Here is a 21032-nt window from a genome sequence, read left to right as displayed (position 1 = left end):
ATGAAAGTATCTGGTAAAATTTCAACCTTGTTTTTGGGAATATTGTGGGGGATATTGACCGCATGTACCTCCACGAGTAGTCATGAGACTTTAGATCCTGTCGACTATGTGAATCCTTATATGGGAAATATCAGTCATTTATTGGTACCCACCTATCCGACTGTTCATCTGCCCAATAGTATGCTTCGGGTATATCCCGAACGTGGAGATTATACCGGTGACCGGTTGAATGGATTACCATTGGTCGTTACCAGTCATCGGGGAAATTCAGCATTCAGCCTTAGTCCCTATCAAGGGGATGAAAGTGCAGTGAAGCCGGTACTTCTATACAGCTATGATCAGGAAAAGATTAAACCTTATCGGTATCAGGTCTATTTGGATGAAGCCAATATACAAGTTGATTTTGCACCTTCTCATCAGAGTGCAATATATAATCTGACCTTTGAAAAAAAGACTCCTCCTTATCTGATATTTCGCAGTCGGCGGGGCGCATTGAGAAGCGAGGGTCATACGATCTGCGGTTCGCAATATATCGATCAGCAAACCCGGGTATTTTTTTATGCAGAAACCGATGTGAAACCTGAAAAAGCAGGACTGGTCAGTGATTCTACGATTGATTATTTCACTACTTCTGTTGATCGGAACAATGCCGCATTGGTACTGGCTTATCCGGAAGGGACACAAACAATTAACATCCGTTATGGGATATCTTTCATTGATATAGAACAAGCAAAAAAGAATCTGCAACGGGAGATTTCCGGTTATGAGGTTGATGTTGTAGCCAAAGCCGGACGTTCTGAATGGAATAATGTGTTAAATAAAATTCGTGTGATAGGGGGAAGTGAAGAGGATCGAACAGTTTTTTACACTTCGCTTTATCGTTGTTATGAACGTCCTGTCAATATGAGTGAAGATGGACGTTATTACAGCGGTTTTGATGGGAAAGTACATTCGGATGAAGGCCGTTCTTTTTATACAGATGACTGGCTTTGGGATACTTATCGTGCCACTCATCCGCTACGCGCCATGATCGACAAGGAGGTTGAAGGCGATATTATCCATTCGTTTTTGTTGTCGGCAGAGCAAATGGGTACGAATTGGATGCCTACATTTCCTGGAGTAACAGGAGATTCTAGAGGAATGAATTCGAATCATGGAGTTGCCGCCGTGATCGACTCCTATCGAAAAGGGGTGACGACCTTTGATCTGGCGAAAGCGTATCAGGCTTGTAAACAGGGTATTGAAGAGAAGACATTGATACCTTGGACTGGAACTGCTGCTGGAGAATTAGATGATTTCTATAAGAAATATGGTTATTTTCCGGCATTAAAACCTGGGGAGAAAGAGACTGTTCAGGATGTCTCGAGCTGGGAAAAACGACAACCCATTGCTGTTACTTTAGGCACAGCCTATGATCAATGGTGTCTTTCTGAAATAGCGAAAGAGTTAGGAAAAAAAGAAGAGGCAGATTTCTATTTGAAATGCGCTTATAACTATCGAAATGTATTTAATCCGGAAACCGGATTCTTTCATCCCAAAGATCGTGATGGGAAATTTATAGAAGGGGTTGATTATCGTTATTCCGGAGGTTTAGGTGCCCGTGATTATTATGATGAAAATAATGGCTATGTCTACCGGTGGGATGTACAACATAATATAGGCGATCTGGTAGCACTGATCGGAGGGAATGACGCTTTTGTCAAGGCCTTGGATGATATGTTTAATACGCCACTGGGCAAATCCAAATGGGAATTTTATGCCCAGCTACCCGATCATACTGGAAATGTCGGACAGTTTTCCATGGCCAACGAACCGAGTTTGCATATCCCGTATCTATATAATTATGCGGGTGCTCCATGGAAAACACAGAAACGGATTCGTACACTTCTGGATCAATGGTTTCGTGATGACTTAATGGGAGTACCCGGAGATGAAGACGGTGGAGGCATGTCAGCTTTTGTGGTGTTTAGTCAAATGGGTTTCTATCCGGTGACGCCCGGATCTCCTTCCTATAACATAGGTAGTCCGGTTTTCGATTCGGTTAAAATGGATTTAGGCAATGGTCACACGTTAGAGATAAAAGCCCGGAATGTCTCACCGGAGAATAAATATATCCAGTCGGCCCAATTAAACGGAGAAATATTAGATCAAGCCTGGTTTAATCATCACGATATTGCAGCCGGTGGTTTATTGGAATTTGAAATGGGTCCGAAAGCAAATAAAATTTGGGGTATTTCTACTCCTCCGCCATCCGCAGATCCGATGGTGTATTGAGAATAGAGTTTTTAATTAAAATATAGAAAAGTATGAAACGACTATTTTTTTCAGTGATTATGTTATTGATGACAGTGGCGATATATGCCCAAGAGGATGATAAAGGTTATGTAGATGGTGCTTGGGTAGTCAAAGGAGTTACCGGTATAAATCTTTCACAGACAGCATTGAGCAACTGGTCGGCCGGGGGCGAAAATTCATTTGCTGGGAATGCCTATTTAAATGGATCTCTTACACGCAAAAGTGGAAATTGGTTATGGCAAAACACGCTTGTTTTAGATTATGGTTTGTCTAAAACCAAAACGAATGGTGTTCAGAAAACCAATGATAATATCAATTTTGCGACTCAATTAGGGTATACCGTCAACAACAGTTGGTTTTATACGGCGATGGCCGATTTTAAGACACAATTTTATAAAGGGTATAAATATCCGGATAAGACAAACTATATCTCTAACCTTCTCGCTCCGGCTTATTCGAATATCTCTTTAGGGATGGAGTATCGGCCGAATGCCCGTTATTCATTTTATCTCTCTCCGGTTTCGGCTAAGCTGACAATTGTTGCCGATGATTATTTGTCAGAGTTAGGTGCGTTTGGTGTTGATCCCGGAGATCGCATTAAAGCGGAAGTCGGAGCATTTCTAAAAGCACGTGCCGAACAGGATCTTATGGAGAATGTACATCTGGTATCAACAGTCGATTTCTTTACCCCTTATGATAAATCGTTTGGTAATATCGATGTCAATTGGGATGTATTGATCAGTATGAAGATTAATAAGTATCTCTCGGCTACGCTGAATACGACACTCAAATATGACAATGATATCAAAACAGCTGATGCTGACGGTACCATAAGAGGAGCCAAGGTACAGTTCAAAGAAGTATTAGGAGTCGGATTGGCATATAATTTCTGATTCAAGTCATAACTGATTACCCCTATTACGGGGTAATCGGTTGATCGGTGAATCGAATCGTGCTATTACAAAGGCTGATTTGTATAGTTACATATAAAGTTGTACTTTCGCGAAATTGTTAACAAGCTCTTATATCTAATAGTAATGAAAAAGTGTTTTATTCTCGCGCTGACCGTATTGTGTTTTGTTCTGACTGCCAATGCAGCATCTTCTACTCGTATAAAAGGTAAAATTGTAGATGCCAATAGTAATGCACCCATTGATTTTGCAGATGTACTTCTGTTTCAACAAGGCAAAGACCAGCCGGTTATGCAGACGCTACCGGGAGTAGACGGTTCTTTTTCCTTTGCTGATCTCAAAGATGGCGAATATAATCTGTTGGTTAAGTTGGTCGGTTACGATGTCTTTAATCGGGCAAATATTGTTTTATCAACGTCCAATACCAGTATAGACTTGGGTACGATTCGCATGATGCCACTGGAAATTGGTTTGGCCGAGGTCGAAGTTCTTGCACAAAAAAGACAGATTATCTATAAACTGGATAAAAAAGTGATCGAAGCTTCCACAAATATGTTAGCGAGCGGAGGTTCGGCGATCGATATATTAGAAAATACACCTTCCATACGAGTGGATGCTGAAGGAAATGTTTCTTTTCGGGGAAGTAGCGGGTTTACGGTATACGTAGACGGTAAACCAAGTGTTTTCTCAGGAACGCAAGCTTTAGAACAGATTCCGTCCGGGCATATCGATAATATAGAAATCATAACTACCCCTTCTGCGCGACATGATGCGGAAGGTGATGTGGGTATTATTAATATTATCACGAAAAAAGATGCTCAACATGGATTGAGTGGTATGGTTAATCTGACAGGAAGTACGGTTTTATCCCGTGGGGTCGATTTTTTATTGACTCAGCAACAAAAGAAATCACGTTGGTATTTCGGTGGAGCATGGAATGATCGTTTGCGAAAGAGCGATTTTAATCAGGAAAAAACAACGATTGTCGGTGATACGGCAACCACCTCACATTCGGATGGTCCACGTGAAAGTAAAGGATTTAATTACTCTCTGAAAGCCGGTTGGTTGTATACCTTACCCAATACGACCTTCAACGTTGATATTGAAGGAGGTTATGGGGGAACAGAACGTGAGGGCGATCTGGATTATTCGGAAAAACGACTTGTAGCAGGGAATATCGTCGAAGGGAATGAGTTTTACAGCCGTGACTATTATGATTTACATGAAACCTATTATCAAGGAACAGTAGGGGTTGATCACAAATTCAATGATAAGGGACATAAAATATCTGCCAGTTTTTACGTGAAATATGGTGGAGATGCCATGGAATATTTCCAAAGTGATTTATTCGATAAAAACAATGTACGTCAACAAGGACACAGAGCCTATGAAGATGAACACCGGTGGACAACCCGTGGCAATCTGGATTATGTTTTTCCTTACCGTGAGACAGGACGTATAGAAGCCGGTTATCAATATTTCTCCTATCTGGAAGATGGTGATTACAATATGGAATTCTGGAACCCGGCGAAGCATGAATTCTATTGGCGTGATGATATCTATAATACGTTTTATTTTATGCATGGTATTAATTCGGTATATGCTATTCTGGCTGATACGTACAAATCTTTTGATTTTCAGGTAGGATTACGCGGAGAACATACACATCGTGTTTTACGTAGTTCGGTGCCCGGGGCAGATCGCGAATACAATAAGTTTGAATTTTTCCCTTCAGCCCATCTGGGTTATACCTTTCCGAACGACCACCATCTGTTAGCGTCGTATTCGCGTCGTATCACAAGGCCGCAACTGTTTTATATGGAACCATACATTACGTATCGCGACTATTATACGGCAGAGATCGGGAATCCGGATATCCGTGCCGAATACATCAATTCGTATGAAGTCAATTATAAGAAAAATATAGGCGAACATTCGGTTTCCGCTTCTGTTTTTCACCGGTATCGCCGGGATAAGATCGAACGGCTTCGTGTACCTTATGAAGCGGGAGTCACGCTCGACTCTATGGCCAATGTGGGGAATGATTATTCCACAGGATTGGAACTGAATGCACAAATACAGGCCACCCGTTGGTGGAATATAAACCTGAACGGTAGTCTTTACCATTATAAGGTAAAAAACAAATTGCAGGAGTTAGGATCGAATCAGAGCAGTACGAATTATGAAATCACATTGAACAATGGATTTGATCTCGGTAAATATAGCCGTATTCAGTTCGACGGTAACTTCATTGGTCCATCTGTCATGACGCAGGGACGCACGGATGCTTTCTGGTATGTCAATCTGGCTGTTCGCCAGCAAATGTTCAACCGTAAACTCTCGGCAACACTGGCGTTCAGAGATGTGTTCAATTCGGCCAGATATGTCAGTACACTGTCGACTTCTAACCTTCAATCGGTGACGAAGATCAAACCCAAGTATCCATTAATCACATTAACACTGAGTTATACATTCAATAATTACAGAGTTCGCAGTACACAAAGTAAAACGACTCACGATCTGTTCGAAGGAACAAATCATTAAATATCAGACATTTTTATTTATTTCTCATAAAGGATCGTTATAATTTCTATTTTTGTGGAATGAAGCATTCACGCAGAAATAAGATTGTAACGATCCTTTTGCATTTTTCTATCTGGTTAATGGTCTTTTCCATGCCGTTTATTGTTGTATTCCTAAACGATAGTCCATTAGAGGAAGCGCTGGAGTTGTTTAAGTATATATGGCTTCTGCCTTCTGTTTTGGTGATTGTCTACTATGTGAACTATTTTATTTTTATCGATCGTATGTTGTTCCGCAAACAACATATCTTTTTTCTATTGGCCAATCTGCTCTTGCTTACCGGTGTACAGATGCTCGTTGGATTGTACTATAGAAGTTTAGGAGTTTCTTCATTAGTATTAGAACGAGGCACACGTTTCTCGGCATTTTTGGGCTTTTATTTTGTGGTTTTTCTGGTGATTGGCATAGCTGTAGCATTGAAGATGACTGCTCGTTGGTATCGGGCTGATGCCGAACGGTTAGAACTGGTGCAACAAAACACCGAGTCGGAGTTGAAATGGTTGAAGAGCCAGCTTAATCCCCACTTTTTGTTTAATACCTTGAATAATATATACAGCCAGGTTTCTATTGATGCCGAACAGGCGAAAGAGTCTATTCAACAACTGAGTGAAATGCTTCGTTATATGCTTTACGAAAGCAGTGAAAAATTTGTCCCCCTGGAAAATGAGTTGGAGTTTATACGCAACTATATCGAACTGATGCGTATTCGTGTATCAAAACGAACAACATTGGAGATCGATTTGCCTGAAGCCGCTCCAAATACGACGATAATCCCCCTGCTTTTTATCTCATTGGTAGAAAATGCATTTAAACATGGAATAAGTGCAAGTAAACCCTCTTATATTCAGATCGCTTTTCGACAAACTCCGGATGAAATCTCTTTTTGTACGGTAAATAGTTATTTTCCTAAAAATGAAATGGATAAAGGAGGTTCCGGGATTGGACTGGTGAATGTCAGAAAGCGTTTGGAGTTAAGCTATCCCGGAATGTATTCGTTTGAATCGGGTTTAATCGATGAACAATATCGGAGTCTGTTAACCATTAAAACATCATGACATGGAAATAACTTGTATGATTATAGACGATGAACCATTAGCGATAGCCTTATTAGAAGGGTATGTGGCAAAAATTCCATTCTTGCGACTTGTCGGTTCGTATGATAATCCTTTGGAAGCCTTAGAAGCCTATACGGCCATGCCTGTGAATCTGATATTTCTTGATATTCAAATGCCTGAATTAAACGGTCTCGAACTATCGAAAATCATAACACCGGCTACGCGTATCGTATTTACTACGGCATTCAAACAATATGCTTTTGAAAGCTATGCGATTAATGCGATTGATTATTTATTGAAACCAATTGGATTTCAAGTTTTTTTACGAGCGTCCAACAAAGCCCTTCAATGGTTTGAATTGAACCGAAAGCAAACATCCTCTTTAACGACAGCAGAGGTTACAAATAAAGAAAATGGAACTATTTTTGTTCGCTCTGACCATCGATTGATCCAGATCGATCTAAAAAATATACTTTATATCAGTGGGTTAAGAGACTATGTAAAAATATATACAGTGGGTTCAACGCGTTCGATCATATCACTTATGACGCTGAAATCGGCAGAAGAATTACTCCCAACCGATCGTTTTGTGCGTGTACACCGCTCGTATATTGTAGCCATAGATAAGATCAACTCCATAGAAAACAACCGTGTTATTATCGGAAAAGAGTATATTCCTGTGTCGGATGCTTATCGTGAGAAGTTTAATCTTATGCTTTCATCCCGACTTTTGGGGAAGAAATAAACAGTTTTGTCGAAAAAAGCCAGTAAGTGGTCGAAGTATTTGAACTATTTGTCTAAAATATGCCTATATTAGATTTATAAGATTTAGTTTTGTCACATTAATTTAATTCGTAATCGTATGAAAATAAAAGAACGGGTTTTAAGTATTTTGGTGTGTGTGTTTATGAGTGTTAATCTGTTTGCACAACAAAAAGAAATTGTAGTCACTGATTTATTGGGAAATTGGGAGTATGTTATGGCTGATCCTGTGTCAATGGCAGAGGTCAAAGGTCTTTGTGAAATAAGCCAACAAGGTGATGGAGCAGTTGCTTCTTTTAAGATGGGCGACGGGAGAGAAATGAAAACATCCGAATTGTCTAAAAATAGTCAAGGGCTATTTTATGCATCAATGGAAGCGGAAGGTTTTGAACTTTATGTCTATTTTGAACTGGAAGGGGATGTGATTCATTGCGCCATAGATGCCGGAGTCATGGAGATACCGCTTGAAATGAAAAAGGTCAAGTAAAAAAATAACAAACAAAGTGTGTAGAGAAACGCGGACGGTATAAGAAACTGTTCCGCGTTTTTTTGCGAAATGATCGAAAAGAAGAATTCGTTTGACAACTGTCGAATGATCGTTTCACAATTGTGGAATGATCGTTTGATAATTATAGAACGATCGTTCTATAATTATCAAACGAATTTATATTAGCCATGAAGTGACAACCTTGGTGCAATGCTTTGGGTAAAAGATGCTTTTGTGTTGGTTATAGTCGGAGATTAACAGTATATTTGCTTGTCACAAGTAAAATAAAGTAGCCTTATGAATCGTTCTAATTACCTCTATATTGCCATTCGTGCTGCTGTAGATGCAGGGAAATCGATTATGACCATCTACAATGATCCGGCTGCCGATTTTGGCATTGAACAGAAAACAGATCAATCTCCATTGACACAGGCAGATAAAGATGCGCATCAATTAATCACCACTATTTTGTCTACGACTCCTTTTCCGATATTAAGCGAGGAGGGGAGAGAGATCCCGTATAAAGAGCGTGCGAAATGGCACACTTTTTGGCTGGTGGATCCTTTGGACGGGACGAAAGAGTTTATCAAAAGAAACGGTGAGTTTACGGTAAACATAGCGTTGATCGAACAGGGTGTGCCGGTATTGGGCGTGATATACATTCCGGCACGTAAAGAGTTGTATTTTGCATCGGAGGCGACAGGTGCGTTTAAAGTAGTCAAAGTAGATTATAATCATCAACCATCTATCGAGGAGATAAAAGCGAGTGCTATCAGGCTACCTATGAAAATCGGTCATCAGGGCATTGTGGTGGTGGCTTCCCGTTCGCATCAGTCGGAAGAGACTCTCCGGTTTATTGAGAGTCTGAAGAAACAAGGAAAGCCATTGACTTTGATCAATAGCGGGAGTAGTTTGAAGATCTGTCTTGTTGCAGAAGGTTCTGCCGATATTTATCCGCGTTTTGCTCCGACGATGGAGTGGGATACGGCCGCAGGACATGCGATAGCACGGGCGGCCGGATGCAATATGTATCATCTGGATGAAAAGACTCCGTTGAGTTATAATAAAGAAGATTTACATAATCCTTGGTTCATTGTCAAATAAGAATTGGGCTATTTTCTGTTTTTTTTGGTTCGTATGCTTCCTAATGTGCAAAATACCGAATCGGGGGTTCACAAGTCATGAGAATCTTATTACTTTTGCGTTTCATTCGAATTTCATAAGGATAGGTATACATGAATTTTGAGGTATTTTTTGTGTTACTGGCTCTGGCTGGTATGGTCATCGCTTTGATTAAAGATTTGATGCGTCCGGGCATGATTCTTTTCTCTGTTGTGGTTTTGTTTCTTTGTGTAGGGATACTTACGCCCAGGGAGATGCTGGAAGGTTTCAGTAATAAAGGGATGATCACTGTGGCTATGCTTTTTCTGGTGAGTGAAGGGATTCGTCAGAGTGGCACGCTTAGTCAGATTTTTACGAAATTCTTACCGAAAGGAGAGACGACGGTTAGACGTTCGCAAGCCCGTTTACTTCCTATTCTGACAGGGATGTCGGCCTTTTTGAATAATACGCCTATGGTGGTTATTTTTGCGCCTATCATCAAACGATGGGCTGAAGGTGTCAAATTACCTCCGACAAAATTTCTGATTCCTTTAACGTATGCGGTTAGTTTAGGAGGGATTTGTACCTTGATCGGTACATCGACCAATCTTGTGGTGAATGGTATGATCATGGAGGCTGGTTATAAGGGGTTGTCGATGTTTGAAATTGGTAAAATAGGTGTTCCTATTGCGATAGTCGGTATTCTTTTTCTGATACTGTTTTCGAATAAATTATTGCCTGAATCGTCTGCTAATCATTCTGAAGAGATGTCGGAAGCGGAAGAAAAAGAGGGATGGCATAAGATTGAGGCGGTACTGGGTCCTCGTTTCCCGGGTATTAATAAGACTTTGGGCGAATTTAATTTTACCCGCCATTACGGTGCGATTGTCAAGGAGGTGAAAAGAGGAGGACAACGTTTGACTGGGAATCTGGATGATATACGGTTGCATGAAAAGGATACACTGATTCTTTGGGGCGATGATTCGTTTATTCCCACTTGGGGAGAGTCGAGTGTATTCCTTATTTTGGCCAATGGCAAGGAAGAGACAAAGCCTATTTCGACTAAAAAGAGATGGTTTGCTTTGGGGTTGTTTCTTTTTATGATTGCAGGGGCGACTATTGGTGAATTGCCGGCAACGAAAGAAGCTTTTCCGGATATTCAGTTGGATATGTTTTTCTTTGTGTGTATTACGACGATTATCATGGCTTGGGCAAGGATTTTTCCGGCCAGAAAATATACGAAATATATCTCCTGGGATATATTGATTACGATTGCTTGTGCCTTTGCTATCAGTAAGGCCATTGAGAATTCGGGTGTAGCAGCTATGGCTGCACGTTATATTATTAGTTTATCCGAGACGTTCGGGCCATATATTCTTTTGGCAATGACATTTCTTATTACGGCCTTTTTCTCACAACTCATTACCAATAATGCGGCGGCGGCATTAGGTTTTCCTGTGGCTCTTTCTGTGGCGACTCAATTGGGGGTCAATCCGATGCCGTTTTTTATGGTTATTTGTGTGGCTGCTTCGACAAGCTTTTGTACGCCGATATGTTATCAGACCAATATGATCGTTCAGGGAATAGGAGGGTATTCCTTTATGGATTTTGTAAAGATAGGAACACCACTTACCATCATTGTTTTTCTGATGGCGATCTTTTTGGCGCCGATCATCTGGCCTTTTTAATGCATTGACACTATAAGTATGGATAAAGAACAATTAAATATCACTCCGATTTTTGATCAAATGCTCCAGCGAGAAGATAAGGAGCGGCTGTTGAAGCAACGAAGTGTCATGGTCTGGTTTACTGGGTTGAGTGGCTCGGGTAAAAGCACAATTGCTGTCGCTTTGGAGCGTGAATTGCATCGACGCGGATTGTTATGCCGGATACTGGATGGGGATAATATCCGGACCGGAATTAATAATAACCTGGGATTTTCGGAGGAAGACCGGATTGAGAATATTCGTCGGATAGCGGAGGTCGGCAGGTTGTTTATCGACAGTGGTATTATCACTATAGCCGCCTTTATCAGTCCCAATAATGAATTGCGGAAAATGGCGGCTTCAATCATCGGTAAAGCTGATTTTCTGGAAGTGTATGTGAATACGCCGATAATGGAGTGTGAGCGACGAGATGTGAAAGGGTTGTATGCCAAAGCAAGAAAAGGGGAAATTAAAAATTTTACAGGTGTTTCCGCCCCATTTGAAGCACCTGCCAAGCCGGATCTATCACTGGATACTTCGGTTTTAAGTGTGGAGGAATCGGTACAACGCTTATTAGAAATCATACTGCCGAAAATATTGTGGGAATAAAATAAACAAGCAATAAATATATGTCTGAGTATAAATTAAGCCATTTGCAGGAACTGGAGGCCGAAGCGATTCATATTATTCGTGAAGTAGCTGCAGAATTTGAAAATCCGGTGATGCTTTATTCCATTGGGAAAGATTCGTCTGTTATGGTGCGTCTGGCTGAAAAAGCTTTTGCTCCCGGGAAAGTGCCTTTTCCTTTGATGCATATTGATTCGAAATGGAAATTCAAGGAAATGGTAGAATTCAGGGATACCTATACGAAGCAATTCGGCTGGAACCTGATTGTTGAATCTAATATGGATGCCTATCATGCAGGTGTAGGGCCTTTTACGCATGGGAGTAAGGTGCATACGGATTTGATGAAGACGCAGGCTTTATTGCAAGCGTTGGATAAACATCGATTTGATGCAGCGTTTGGTGGTGCCCGACGGGATGAAGAGAAAAGCCGGGCCAAGGAACGTATTTTTTCTTTCAGGGATAAGTTTCATCAATGGGATCCTAAAAACCAACGTCCGGAGTTATGGGATATTTATAATGCCCGTATTCATAAAGGAGAAAGTATTCGTGTTTTTCCATTGTCTAACTGGACAGAGTTGGATGTGTGGCAATATATCCGACTGGAGAATATACCTATTGTACCGCTTTATTTTGCGAAAGAACGTCCGATAGTCAACCTCGATGGCAATCTGATTATGGTGGATGATGAACGTATGCCAAAGGAGTTGGCCGAAAAAGCGACGATGATGAAGGTGCGTTTCCGGACATTGGGATGTTATCCTTTAACGGGTGCTGTACAGAGTGAGGCTGAAACGATCGAAGAGATTGTTGAAGAGATGATGACGACAACGAAAAGTGAGCGTACAACCCGGGTGATCGACTTTGATCAGGAAGGGAGTATGGAGCAGAAAAAACGGGAAGGGTATTTTTAATTAAGAATTAAAGTAGTAGGATATGGGAGCGTTGAATATAAAAGAATACCTGGATAAGGATGAGCAGAAAGACCTGTTGCGTTTTTTAACGGCAGGTTCTGTGGATGATGGTAAATCGACATTGATTGGTCGTCTACTGTTTGATAGTAAAAAGATCTATGAAGATCAACTGGAGGCTTTGGAACGCGACAGTAAGCGGATGGGAAATGCGGGTGAGCATATCGATTATGCGTTGTTATTGGACGGTTTAAAGGCGGAACGGGAGCAGGGAATTACAATTGACGTGGCTTATCGTTATTTCAGTACCAACAAACGAAAATTTATTATAGCCGATACTCCCGGGCATGAGCAGTATACGCGCAATATGATTACCGGTGGATCTACGGCTAATCTGGCAATTATTTTGGTGGATGCCCGTACTGGAGTGATTACCCAGACGCGTCGACATACTTATCTGGTTACCTTATTGGGTATAAAACATGTTGTTCTGGCGGTAAACAAAATGGATCTGGTCGACTTTGACCAAGCTGTATTTGACCGTATAACAGCCGATTATCATAGTTTTGTTGAATCATTGGCTATACCGGATATTACTTGTATTCCGTTATCGGCATTGGATGGAGATAATGTGGTTGAAAAAAGTGACCGGACTCCTTGGTATGATGGGCCGTGTTTGCTTGATTTACTGGAGTCGGTGCCGATAGATAAAGACCGCAATTTTGAAGATTTTCGTTTCCCTGTGCAATATGTGTTAAGACCCAATCAGGATTTTCGGGGTTTTAGTGGTAAAGTGGCTAGTGGAATTATACGTAAAGGAGATATCGTTCAGGCGCTTCCTTCCGGAAAAACATCGAAGGTTCAGCGGATTGTGACCTATGATGGCGATTTGGAGTTGGCTTATCCTCCTCAGTGTATCACAATTACATTGGAAGATGAGATTGATATCTCACGGGGTGAAATGCTTGTTCATCCCGGTCATTTGCCGATCGCAGAACGAAATTTTGAGGCGATGTTGGTCTGGATGGATGAAGAACCAATGGATAAAACGAAACAATTCTATATTAAACATACCACAAATACCACACGTGCACGTATCGATCATATCCGGTATAAAGTGAACGTAAATACGATGGAACGTTCCTTTTTGAGTGAAGATCAAAAGGCAAATGAGGGTGTTGTTTTGCAATTGAATGAGATTGCAAGTGTTGTATTTACAACCGGTAAAGAATTGTTTTTTGACCCTTATATAAAAAATAAACAGACCGGCGCTTTTATTCTGATTGATCCGATTACCAATAATACTTCTGCAGTAGGGATGATTGTTGATCGTGTAGATGTAAAAGATATGCAGAGTGATCATTTTGATGCGATATTGAATTTGCCTTCATTAGGTATTGAAAAAATATATTATGGGGCAATAGAAAAAGCGTGTGAGGAACTGAAACGTCAAGGTGTTTCGATTCATTTGATTAAATAAACGAAGAGAAAGGTTTCTTCTTGTTTTAAGTATTAAATATCAGAAAATGGATTTTCAAAAATTGCCGGTCAATACTTTTTGTGGAGCAGACTGGAACACATTTAAGGCCATAACAGCGGGTAGAAGAGTGGATGCCGCTTTCCGGAATAAGTTTAACCTGACCAAGTTTGTCAGTTGGCTGCTTCAGATCTCCAAGCCGATAGAAGACCGCAGATACCGTAAACTGGAGAATAAACCATTGGAAATGGATCCGGTATTTATTATAGGACATTGGCGAAGCGGAACAACCTTTGTGCATAATGTCTTTGCCTGTGATAAGCATTTTGGATATAATACGACTTATCAGACTGTCTTCCCCAATATAATGCTTTTCGCCCAACCTTTTTTTAAGCAATGTATACATCTTTGTATGCCGCATAAACGTCCGACAGACAATCTGGAACTGGATGTCGATCTGCCGCAAGAGGAAGAATTTGCATTAGCCAATATGATGCCTTACAGCTATTATAATTTTTGGTTTTTCCCGGCATATACGATGGAATATTGTGATCGTTTCCTTACATTTGAGAAAGCGACAGAAGAGGAATATCGGATATTTAAGGAAACGTTTTTGAAATTGATCAAGATTTCACTCTGGAATACAAAAGGACAACAATTTTTAAGTAAAAATCCGCCTCATACTGCGCGTATTAAGATGTTGTTGGAGATGTTCCCCAATGCCAAGTTTATTTATTTGATGCGTAATCCCTATACGGTTTTTGAAAGCACCTATAGTTTTTATACCAATACGATCCAGCCGCTTCGTGTGCAGGATATTACAAATGAACAAATCGAAGCAAATTTTGTAGCGGTTTATCGTAAAATGTATGATGCGTATGAGGGACAAAAGCATCTGATACCTGAAGGAAATCTGTTTGAACTAAAGTTTGAAGATTTTGAGGCAGATTCATTTGGTATTACCCGGGATATTTATCAGCAATTAGATATACCTGGTTTCACTGAATCACAGGATCATATCCAAAAATACCTGAGTAAGAAAAAAGGGTATAAAAAGAATGCCTATAAATATGATGCTCATACCATTCAGGTGGTAGAAGATCAATGGGCTATGGCCTTGGAAAAATGGGGATATAGTATTTAACTGACAATTAATTTGTCTGATCAATCAATGGTGTGAAGATGAATCGAAAAGATATTATCCGGCTGTTTTTGTGTATATTTCTTTTAATTGTCAATTGTCAATTGTCAATAGTCAATTGCCAGGAGGCAAAGCTTTTGCCCTATGGCGACATGGATCAGTGGATTGTTCGTGAAATAAAAGAGTCTGGAATTATTGGTGGCAATACCAAATATGTGTATGCCATTGGCCCAACAGATACGATCGTTGGTCATATAGAATATCGAAATCAGGGTGGGTCACCATGGGCTACTTCCAATGTGATGGCTAAAGTATCTGGTGTTGTCAAAACAAATAACTCTGTATTTCCGGAGAAAAGAGGAGAGGGATGGTGTGCCCGTTTAGAGACACGTTATGAGAGTGTAAAAGTGTTGGGATTAGTCAATATTGAAGTTATTGCGGCCGGTTCGACTTTCTTAGGCGCTATGCATGAACCGATCAGAGGGACAAAAAATGCACAGCGTATGTTGCAAAGCGGTATTCCGTTTACACAAAAGCCTAAAGCTATATGTTTTGATTATAAAATAAAGGCTGCACCGGAAAAAGATCGGGTTCGCAGTACCGGTTTTAGCCGGGAAACAACTGTGGAAGGTAAAGACTCACTCTCGGTGATGCTTCTTCTGCAAAAACGGTGGGAAGATAAAGACGGCAATGTGTATGCCAAACGAATCGGAACGGTTTTTCAGCGTTATGCGGAGTCTACTGCCGATTGGATCAATGAGGCTACATACCCCATTCTGTACGGTGATATCACCTCATTACCGGAATATAAATCCTATATGCGTATTCAGGAAGAAGACCGTTATACCCTGAATAGTAAGGGAGAAAGTGTATTGATTCAGGAAATAGGATGGGGCTCACCTGATGAAACGCCTACCCATCTATTTATTCAATTTGCCTCAAGCCATGGTGGGGCATATATCGGATCCCCTGGAAATACTCTTTGGATTGATAATGTCAAACTTATATATTAATTTTTCAAAGTGATGTTTTTTATGTAGATTTGCTATCTGAAATAGTCGTAGTGTGCATAAAAGATCATGGGTGAAATAAAAGTTCGGATTAAAAAATTGCGGGATGAGTTGGAATTACATAATTATAACTATTATGTGCTTTCGGCTCCTGTTATATCTGATCGTGAGTTTGACGAAAAGATGAAAGCACTGCAAATACTTGAAGAACAATATCCTGAATACGCTGATCCTCATTCACCCACCCAACGGGTAGGTAGCGACTTGTCGAAAGAATTTGTTCAGGTAGCTCATCGCTATCCGATGTTATCATTAAGTAATACGTATTCGGAAGGAGAGATTCGGGATTTTTATGAACGGACAGTTCGTTTATTGAACGAACCGTTTGAGATTGTGGCGGAGTTAAAATACGACGGTACTTCCATCTCTTTGATTTATGAGGATGGAAAATTACAACGTGCAATTACCCGTGGAGATGGAACCCGTGGAGATGATGTGACAGCTAATATCCGGACAATCCATTCGATACCTTTGAAATTGAGAGGTAACGGTTATCCCCAATTGTTTGAAATACGTGGTGAAGTACTGCTTCCCTGGGCAGAGTTTGATCGTATAAATAAAGAACGTGAGGAGCAAGAAGAACCGCTTTTTGCAAACCCTCGAAATGCTGCTTCCGGAACATTGAAACAGCAGAATCCGGCTATCGTTGCTTCCCGTAAATTGGATGCTTATTTTTATTATTTGCTGGGTGAGGAATTACCGGAAGAGACGCATTATGGAAATTTATCCTTAGCGCGTGACTGGGGATTTAAGGTGCCTGATGTGGTACAGAAGTTTGATACACTTGAGGGTGTTTTTAATTATATCGATTACTGGAATGTTGAACGTAAGAATTTACCGGTAGCAACAGATGGTATCGTTTTAAAAGTAAATGATTTACGCCAACAGCGGAATTTAGGCTTTACAGCAAAGAGTCCACGATGGGCTATAGCCTATAAATTTCAGGCAGAACAAGCAGTTACACGGTTGAATACCGTCTCTTTTCAGGTTGGAAGGACAGGAACTGTAACTCCGGTGGCCAATCTCGAACCTGTTTTATTAGCCGGAACGGTTGTTAAACGAGCCTCATTACATAATGCGGATATTATAGCAGGATTGGATCTGCATTATGGCGATATGGTCTATGTGGAGAAAGGAGGGGAAATTATCCCTAAAATTGTGGGGGTAGAGGTTGAATCACGTCCTGCGGCAGCTAATGAGAAAGTCTGCTTCATACAGAATTGTCCGGAATGTGAGACACCACTTGTTCGTCTCGAAGGAGAAGCCGCTTATTATTGTCCGAATGAATCGGGATGTCCTCCGCAGATTAAAGGACGTATAGAGCATTTTGTTACACGCCGTGCGATGAATATCAATATAGGACCTGAAACTGTAGAGGATTTGTATGAAGCAGGATTTGTAAAAAATGTCGCCGATCTCTATACGTTGAAGGTACAGGATTTATTAACCATGGAACGTTGGGCAGAGAAGAGTGCTCAGAATTTAATGGATAGTTTACGTGAATCACTAACTGTTCCTTATGAACGGGTATTATATGCATTGGGTATCCGGTATGTTGGTGAAACGATCGCTAAACGTCTTGCTTCGGCTTTTCATTCGATTGATCTGCTGGCCGAAGCTTCTTTTGAGGCATTGACAGAAGTGGACGAAATAGGTGATCGTATCGCAGAGAGTGTGATTAACTATTTTTCGAATGACCTGAATCGTGAAATGGTTAGCCGTTTGAAAGAATATGGTTTACAAATGGCTGTTTCAGAAGAATTGCTGGCGAATCGTTCGGAAAAGCTAAAAGGAGTGACGATTGTGATTAGTGGTACTTTTTCTAAATACTCACGGGATGAGTATAAAAACATGATCGAACAACACGGTGGTAAAAATAGTGGTTCGGTATCTGGCAAGACTGATTATATTCTTGCCGGTGATAATATGGGACCAGCCAAATTAGAAAAGGCGGCCAAATTGGGAGTGAAGATTATCGGTGAGGAGGAGTTTTTAAATATGCTTAGCGAATGAAAGTTTCGGATTTCTTTTTAAAACGTAGTATACATCAACAAAAGAAGAAGCTTGTTGAACGTAAACCTCTTTTTGTACCTCTTAAAGAGGCACGTCACATATTGGTGTTTTATAATATAAAAGATCAGAAGATGGTAGAGGCTTTTCTGGAATCGTTTCGTATGATGCATAAGCATGTTACAGCTTGTGTCTATATTCCCGATACGACATCTTCTGTTTTTTATGAGGGATATATCCCTGTTTTTGCAAAAACAGATTTGAATCGATGGGGATTACCGAAAGATGAAATTGCAAAAAAGATAAATAAAGCCAGAGCAGATATTCTGATCGATTTAACCAGTCAGAATAACTTTATTATACAATATCTCATGTTGCAGCATCCAAGTAAGTTTAAAGTAGGACTTAAATGGGATGATCAAAATTTGCATGATTTCTCAATTACAGTGACAGACCGAACGGATGTCAAGTATTTGTTTGGACAAATACTATTTTATTTACAGTCTTTCCATTCTAAATGATATTATTTGTTTATTTTTGCGAAGCGAAAAAACAACAAGGACTTATTTCCCCATGGCAGATATTAATTTAAAGGGAATGGGGGTTGCGTTGATAACCCCTTTTAAAGAAGATGATAGTGTTGACTATGATGCATTAGGAAAATTGGTGGATTACCAGGTGCAGAATGGAACTGATTATTTGGTGGTATTAGGTACTACAGCCGAGACACCGACCTTAACAGAGGACGAGAAGAAAAAAATCATCGACTTGGTTGTTACTCGTGTACGTGGACAAATACCTATTGTCCTGGGAGTAGGAGGGAATTGTACGCAAGCGTTGGTAGAAAAACTGAAACAGGATAATTTTGATGGTATCGATGCCATCTTATCTGTTGTTCCTTATTATAATAAACCGTCTCAAGAGGGGATCTATCAACATTATAAAGCAGTCGCCAAAGCGACCAAACTACCTATTGTTTTATATAATGTTCCAGGACGTACCGGAGTCAATATGTCTGCTGAAACGACTTTACGTATTGCTAGCGAATGCGATAATGTGGTCGCAATAAAAGAAGCATCAGGCAATATGACCCAGATGGATGATATTATTAAAAATAAACCGGCCAATTTTGATGTTATTTCAGGGGATGATGGATTTACTTTTCCTTTGATGACATTGGGAGCTGTTGGCGTTATTTCTGTTATAGGAAATGCTTTCCCCCGCGAATTCAGCCGTATGGTGCGTTTGGCCTTAGCCGGTGACTACACGAATGCACGAACAATTCATCACAGCTTTACGGAGTTGTTTAATCTTTTGTTTGTTGATGGTAATCCGGCCGGAGTGAAATGTATGCTGCACATGATGGGATTCATTGAGAATAAACTACGTTTACCTTTAGTTCCTACGCGGATCGGTACATTTGAAAAGATTCGCGAAGTGTTGCGCCAACTAAACATTAAATGTTGACCTGCTATTTTACGATCAGTATAATATAACTGTTCCTTACGAAATATTTTTATCAACGATAACGGCGACCGTTGCATCTCCGGTTACATTCACGGCTGTTCGAAGCATATCCAAAGGTCGGTCGATACCCAGAATTAAAGCCAGACCTTCAGCGGGGATTCCAACCGAAGTCAATACCATGGTGAGTATCACATAACTTCCTCCCGGTATAGCCGGTGTCCCGATAGAGGAAAGGATAGTCATCAATAACACGGTAAGTAGTTGTTGTAATCCGAGATCGATCCCTAAAACCTGCGCAATAAATAAGATGGAAATAGCCTGATAACAACTGGTTCCATCCATATTAATGGTAGTACCTACCGGAAGAACAAAAGAACTGGTTTCCTGCGATACATGTAGTTTCTTTTCAACAGTTTCCATATTCAATGGTAGCGTAACTGCACTACTACTGGTAGAGAAAGCAAAAAGCTGAACAGGGTACATGGATCGTATAAACCTTTTAGCAGGAAGTTTACTGAAGAAGTGTATGATTGAAGGATAGAAGATCAACATAAGGAAAAACAGTCCTCCGGCAACCGTAATGGCGTATACGGCAAGTGCACCGAATATGCTGAGATCGCCTCCGAAATCTGCGATAAGTCCGGCCATTAAAGCAGCTACTCCCAATGGTGCCAGGCGTATAATGTAGTCAACCATCCGCAGAATGATATCATTTAACCCATCAAACAACTTGTAAACCGGTTTTACTTTTTCCTGATCAATTGTTAAGGCAGCAATTCCGAAGAAAATAGCAAAGAAGATAATTTGTAGCATATTGGAATTATTGGCCATGGCACTGGTGATATTGTTTGGAACAATATCATTCAAAAAATTTAAAGGCCCTTGATTATGTGTCTGTTCTGCTTCTAATTTCTTTTCAGCAGCAATCATTTCATAACTTTCCTGGATATGGACAATCTGTGATTTGTCGACCAGATTTCCTGGTTTGACAATCAGTCCTAAAGAGAGTCCAAGAACGACGGCAAAAATAGTAGTAGCGATATAAATTAAAATCGTTTGGCCGCCTAACCGTGAAAATCGACTGATATCTTTCAGTCCAGTTACCCCCTTTACTAATGAGATAAAGACTAGGGGAATGGCTATCAGTTGCAATAACCGTATAAACAACTGCCCCCAGGGGCGAACCCAATCTTGGATAAACTGTACTCCGTTTAATTGTAATGCGATGATACCTATAAAGATACCCAAAATCATCCCCAATAATATTTGCAAATAGAGTGGTAGGGCAAATCGTTTTTTTATAATACGCATAGATTTTTACTTTATGCAAATATACATTTTTAGTTTTTCTAATGAAGAGAAATAGCTTGTAATAACGTCTCTTCTTAGACGTGCTGAGATAAAAAAAACACCGGTCAAAAGAGTTCAACCG

The 21032-nt window shown here is 40.4% G+C and carries 17 protein-coding genes; 16 read left to right on the top strand and 1 reads right to left on the bottom strand.

Going from position 1 to position 21032, the window contains the following annotated elements:
- From M2135_RS02090 to dapA, 16 genes are all read left to right on the top strand, one after another.
- Entirely contained in the window at window positions 1-2274 is a 2274-nt protein-coding gene (locus M2135_RS02090; protein ID WP_280746919.1) for a GH92 family glycosyl hydrolase, read from the top strand.
- Window positions 2275-2306: 32 nt separating this feature from the next.
- Window positions 2307-3188 carry a DUF3078 domain-containing protein gene (locus tag M2135_RS02085; protein WP_280746918.1) on the top strand — a complete coding sequence of 294 codons (882 nt, stop codon included), beginning with the start codon at window positions 2307-2309 and terminating at the stop codon, window positions 3186-3188.
- A gap of 144 nt (window positions 3189-3332) precedes the next feature.
- The gene (locus M2135_RS02080) at window positions 3333-5750 is read left to right on the top strand and encodes an outer membrane beta-barrel family protein (RefSeq protein WP_280746916.1); all 2418 of its coding nucleotides are present in this window, start codon (window positions 3333-3335) and stop codon (window positions 5748-5750) included.
- A 131-nt stretch (window positions 5751-5881) separates the two neighbouring features.
- Window positions 5882-6844 carry a sensor histidine kinase gene (locus M2135_RS02075; RefSeq protein ID WP_280746915.1) on the top strand — a complete coding sequence of 321 codons (963 nt, stop codon included), beginning with the start codon at window positions 5882-5884 and terminating at the stop codon, window positions 6842-6844.
- A gap of 1 nt (window position 6845) precedes the next feature.
- Complete coding sequence (locus M2135_RS02070) at window positions 6846-7589, top strand: LytTR family DNA-binding domain-containing protein (protein ID WP_280746914.1); 744 nt, start codon at window positions 6846-6848, stop codon at window positions 7587-7589.
- Window positions 7590-7706: 117 nt separating this feature from the next.
- A complete protein-coding gene (locus tag M2135_RS02065; RefSeq protein ID WP_280746913.1) occupies window positions 7707-8093 on the top strand; it encodes a hypothetical protein in 387 nt (128 codons plus the stop codon).
- 297 nt (window positions 8094-8390) lie between these two features.
- Window positions 8391-9197 (top strand): 3'(2'),5'-bisphosphate nucleotidase CysQ, encoded by an 807-nt coding sequence (gene cysQ / locus M2135_RS02060; RefSeq protein ID WP_280746912.1) that lies wholly within the window; start codon window positions 8391-8393, stop codon window positions 9195-9197.
- A gap of 131 nt (window positions 9198-9328) precedes the next feature.
- Window positions 9329-10882: an SLC13 family permease gene (locus M2135_RS02055; protein WP_280746911.1), complete on the top strand. Its 1554-nt coding sequence runs from the start codon at window positions 9329-9331 to the stop codon at window positions 10880-10882.
- 18 nt (window positions 10883-10900) lie between these two features.
- Complete coding sequence (gene cysC, locus M2135_RS02050; RefSeq protein ID WP_280746910.1) at window positions 10901-11509, top strand: adenylyl-sulfate kinase; 609 nt, start codon at window positions 10901-10903, stop codon at window positions 11507-11509.
- 20 nt (window positions 11510-11529) lie between these two features.
- Window positions 11530-12438 carry a sulfate adenylyltransferase subunit CysD gene (gene cysD, locus M2135_RS02045; RefSeq protein WP_280746909.1) on the top strand — a complete coding sequence of 303 codons (909 nt, stop codon included), beginning with the start codon at window positions 11530-11532 and terminating at the stop codon, window positions 12436-12438.
- A gap of 22 nt (window positions 12439-12460) precedes the next feature.
- On the top strand, window positions 12461-13915 hold the full coding sequence (gene cysN, locus M2135_RS02040; RefSeq protein WP_280746908.1) for a sulfate adenylyltransferase subunit CysN: 1455 nt from the start codon (window positions 12461-12463) through the stop codon (window positions 13913-13915).
- Between the two features lie 46 nt (window positions 13916-13961).
- The gene (locus tag M2135_RS02035; protein WP_280746907.1) at window positions 13962-15056 is read left to right on the top strand and encodes a sulfotransferase; all 1095 of its coding nucleotides are present in this window, start codon (window positions 13962-13964) and stop codon (window positions 15054-15056) included.
- A gap of 38 nt (window positions 15057-15094) precedes the next feature.
- Window positions 15095-16066 (top strand): PCMD domain-containing protein, encoded by a 972-nt coding sequence (locus M2135_RS02030; protein ID WP_280746906.1) that lies wholly within the window; start codon window positions 15095-15097, stop codon window positions 16064-16066.
- 66 nt (window positions 16067-16132) lie between these two features.
- On the top strand, window positions 16133-18136 hold the full coding sequence (gene ligA, locus M2135_RS02025) for an NAD-dependent DNA ligase LigA (protein WP_280746904.1): 2004 nt from the start codon (window positions 16133-16135) through the stop codon (window positions 18134-18136).
- Window positions 18133-18654, top strand: a complete 522-nt coding sequence (locus M2135_RS02020; RefSeq protein WP_280746903.1) for a hypothetical protein — start codon at window positions 18133-18135, stop codon at window positions 18652-18654. The genes ligA and M2135_RS02020 overlap by 4 nt, the downstream gene beginning before the upstream one ends.
- 52 nt (window positions 18655-18706) lie before the next feature.
- Window positions 18707-19600 (top strand): 4-hydroxy-tetrahydrodipicolinate synthase, encoded by an 894-nt coding sequence (gene dapA, locus M2135_RS02015; RefSeq protein WP_280746902.1) that lies wholly within the window; start codon window positions 18707-18709, stop codon window positions 19598-19600.
- A gap of 36 nt (window positions 19601-19636) precedes the next feature.
- Here the strand turns inward: dapA and M2135_RS02010 are convergent, their stop codons facing one another.
- Window positions 19637-20911, bottom strand: coding sequence for a dicarboxylate/amino acid:cation symporter (locus tag M2135_RS02010; protein ID WP_280746901.1), 1275 nt, complete (start codon window positions 20909-20911; stop codon window positions 19637-19639).
- Between the last annotated feature and the right edge of the window lie 121 nt (window positions 20912-21032).

Origin of the sequence: Parabacteroides sp. PF5-9 (genome assembly GCF_029893105.1) — a bacterium.
Taxonomy (GTDB): domain Bacteria; phylum Bacteroidota; class Bacteroidia; order Bacteroidales; family Tannerellaceae; genus JARXWG01.
This window is presented reverse-complemented; position numbering and strand designations above follow the sequence as displayed.

What these genes read in the sequence shown, in the direction of transcription:
- M2135_RS02090 (WP_280746919.1), top strand. Translation starts at nt 1, where the DNA reads ATGAAAGTATCTGGTAAAATTTCAACCTTGTTTTTGGGAATATTGTGG.
- dapA (WP_280746902.1), top strand. Translation starts at nt 18,707, where the DNA reads ATGGCAGATATTAATTTAAAGGGAATGGGGGTTGCGTTGATAACCCCT.
- cysN (WP_280746908.1), top strand. Translation starts at nt 12,461, where the DNA reads ATGGGAGCGTTGAATATAAAAGAATACCTGGATAAGGATGAGCAGAAA.
- M2135_RS02030 (WP_280746906.1), top strand. Translation starts at nt 15,095, where the DNA reads ATGAATCGAAAAGATATTATCCGGCTGTTTTTGTGTATATTTCTTTTA.
- M2135_RS02035 (WP_280746907.1), top strand. Translation starts at nt 13,962, where the DNA reads ATGGATTTTCAAAAATTGCCGGTCAATACTTTTTGTGGAGCAGACTGG.
- M2135_RS02080 (WP_280746916.1), top strand. Translation starts at nt 3,333, where the DNA reads ATGAAAAAGTGTTTTATTCTCGCGCTGACCGTATTGTGTTTTGTTCTG.
- M2135_RS02085 (WP_280746918.1), top strand. Translation starts at nt 2,307, where the DNA reads ATGAAACGACTATTTTTTTCAGTGATTATGTTATTGATGACAGTGGCG.
- M2135_RS02010 (WP_280746901.1), bottom strand. Translation starts at nt 20,911, where the DNA reads ATGCGTATTATAAAAAAACGATTTGCCCTACCACTCTATTTGCAAATA.
- cysC (WP_280746910.1), top strand. Translation starts at nt 10,901, where the DNA reads ATGGATAAAGAACAATTAAATATCACTCCGATTTTTGATCAAATGCTC.
- ligA (WP_280746904.1), top strand. Translation starts at nt 16,133, where the DNA reads ATGGGTGAAATAAAAGTTCGGATTAAAAAATTGCGGGATGAGTTGGAA.
- cysQ (WP_280746912.1), top strand. Translation starts at nt 8,391, where the DNA reads ATGAATCGTTCTAATTACCTCTATATTGCCATTCGTGCTGCTGTAGAT.
- M2135_RS02075 (WP_280746915.1), top strand. Translation starts at nt 5,882, where the DNA reads ATGCCGTTTATTGTTGTATTCCTAAACGATAGTCCATTAGAGGAAGCG.
- cysD (WP_280746909.1), top strand. Translation starts at nt 11,530, where the DNA reads ATGTCTGAGTATAAATTAAGCCATTTGCAGGAACTGGAGGCCGAAGCG.
- M2135_RS02055 (WP_280746911.1), top strand. Translation starts at nt 9,329, where the DNA reads ATGAATTTTGAGGTATTTTTTGTGTTACTGGCTCTGGCTGGTATGGTC.
- M2135_RS02065 (WP_280746913.1), top strand. Translation starts at nt 7,707, where the DNA reads ATGAAAATAAAAGAACGGGTTTTAAGTATTTTGGTGTGTGTGTTTATG.
- M2135_RS02070 (WP_280746914.1), top strand. Translation starts at nt 6,846, where the DNA reads ATGGAAATAACTTGTATGATTATAGACGATGAACCATTAGCGATAGCC.
- M2135_RS02020 (WP_280746903.1), top strand. Translation starts at nt 18,133, where the DNA reads ATGAAAGTTTCGGATTTCTTTTTAAAACGTAGTATACATCAACAAAAG.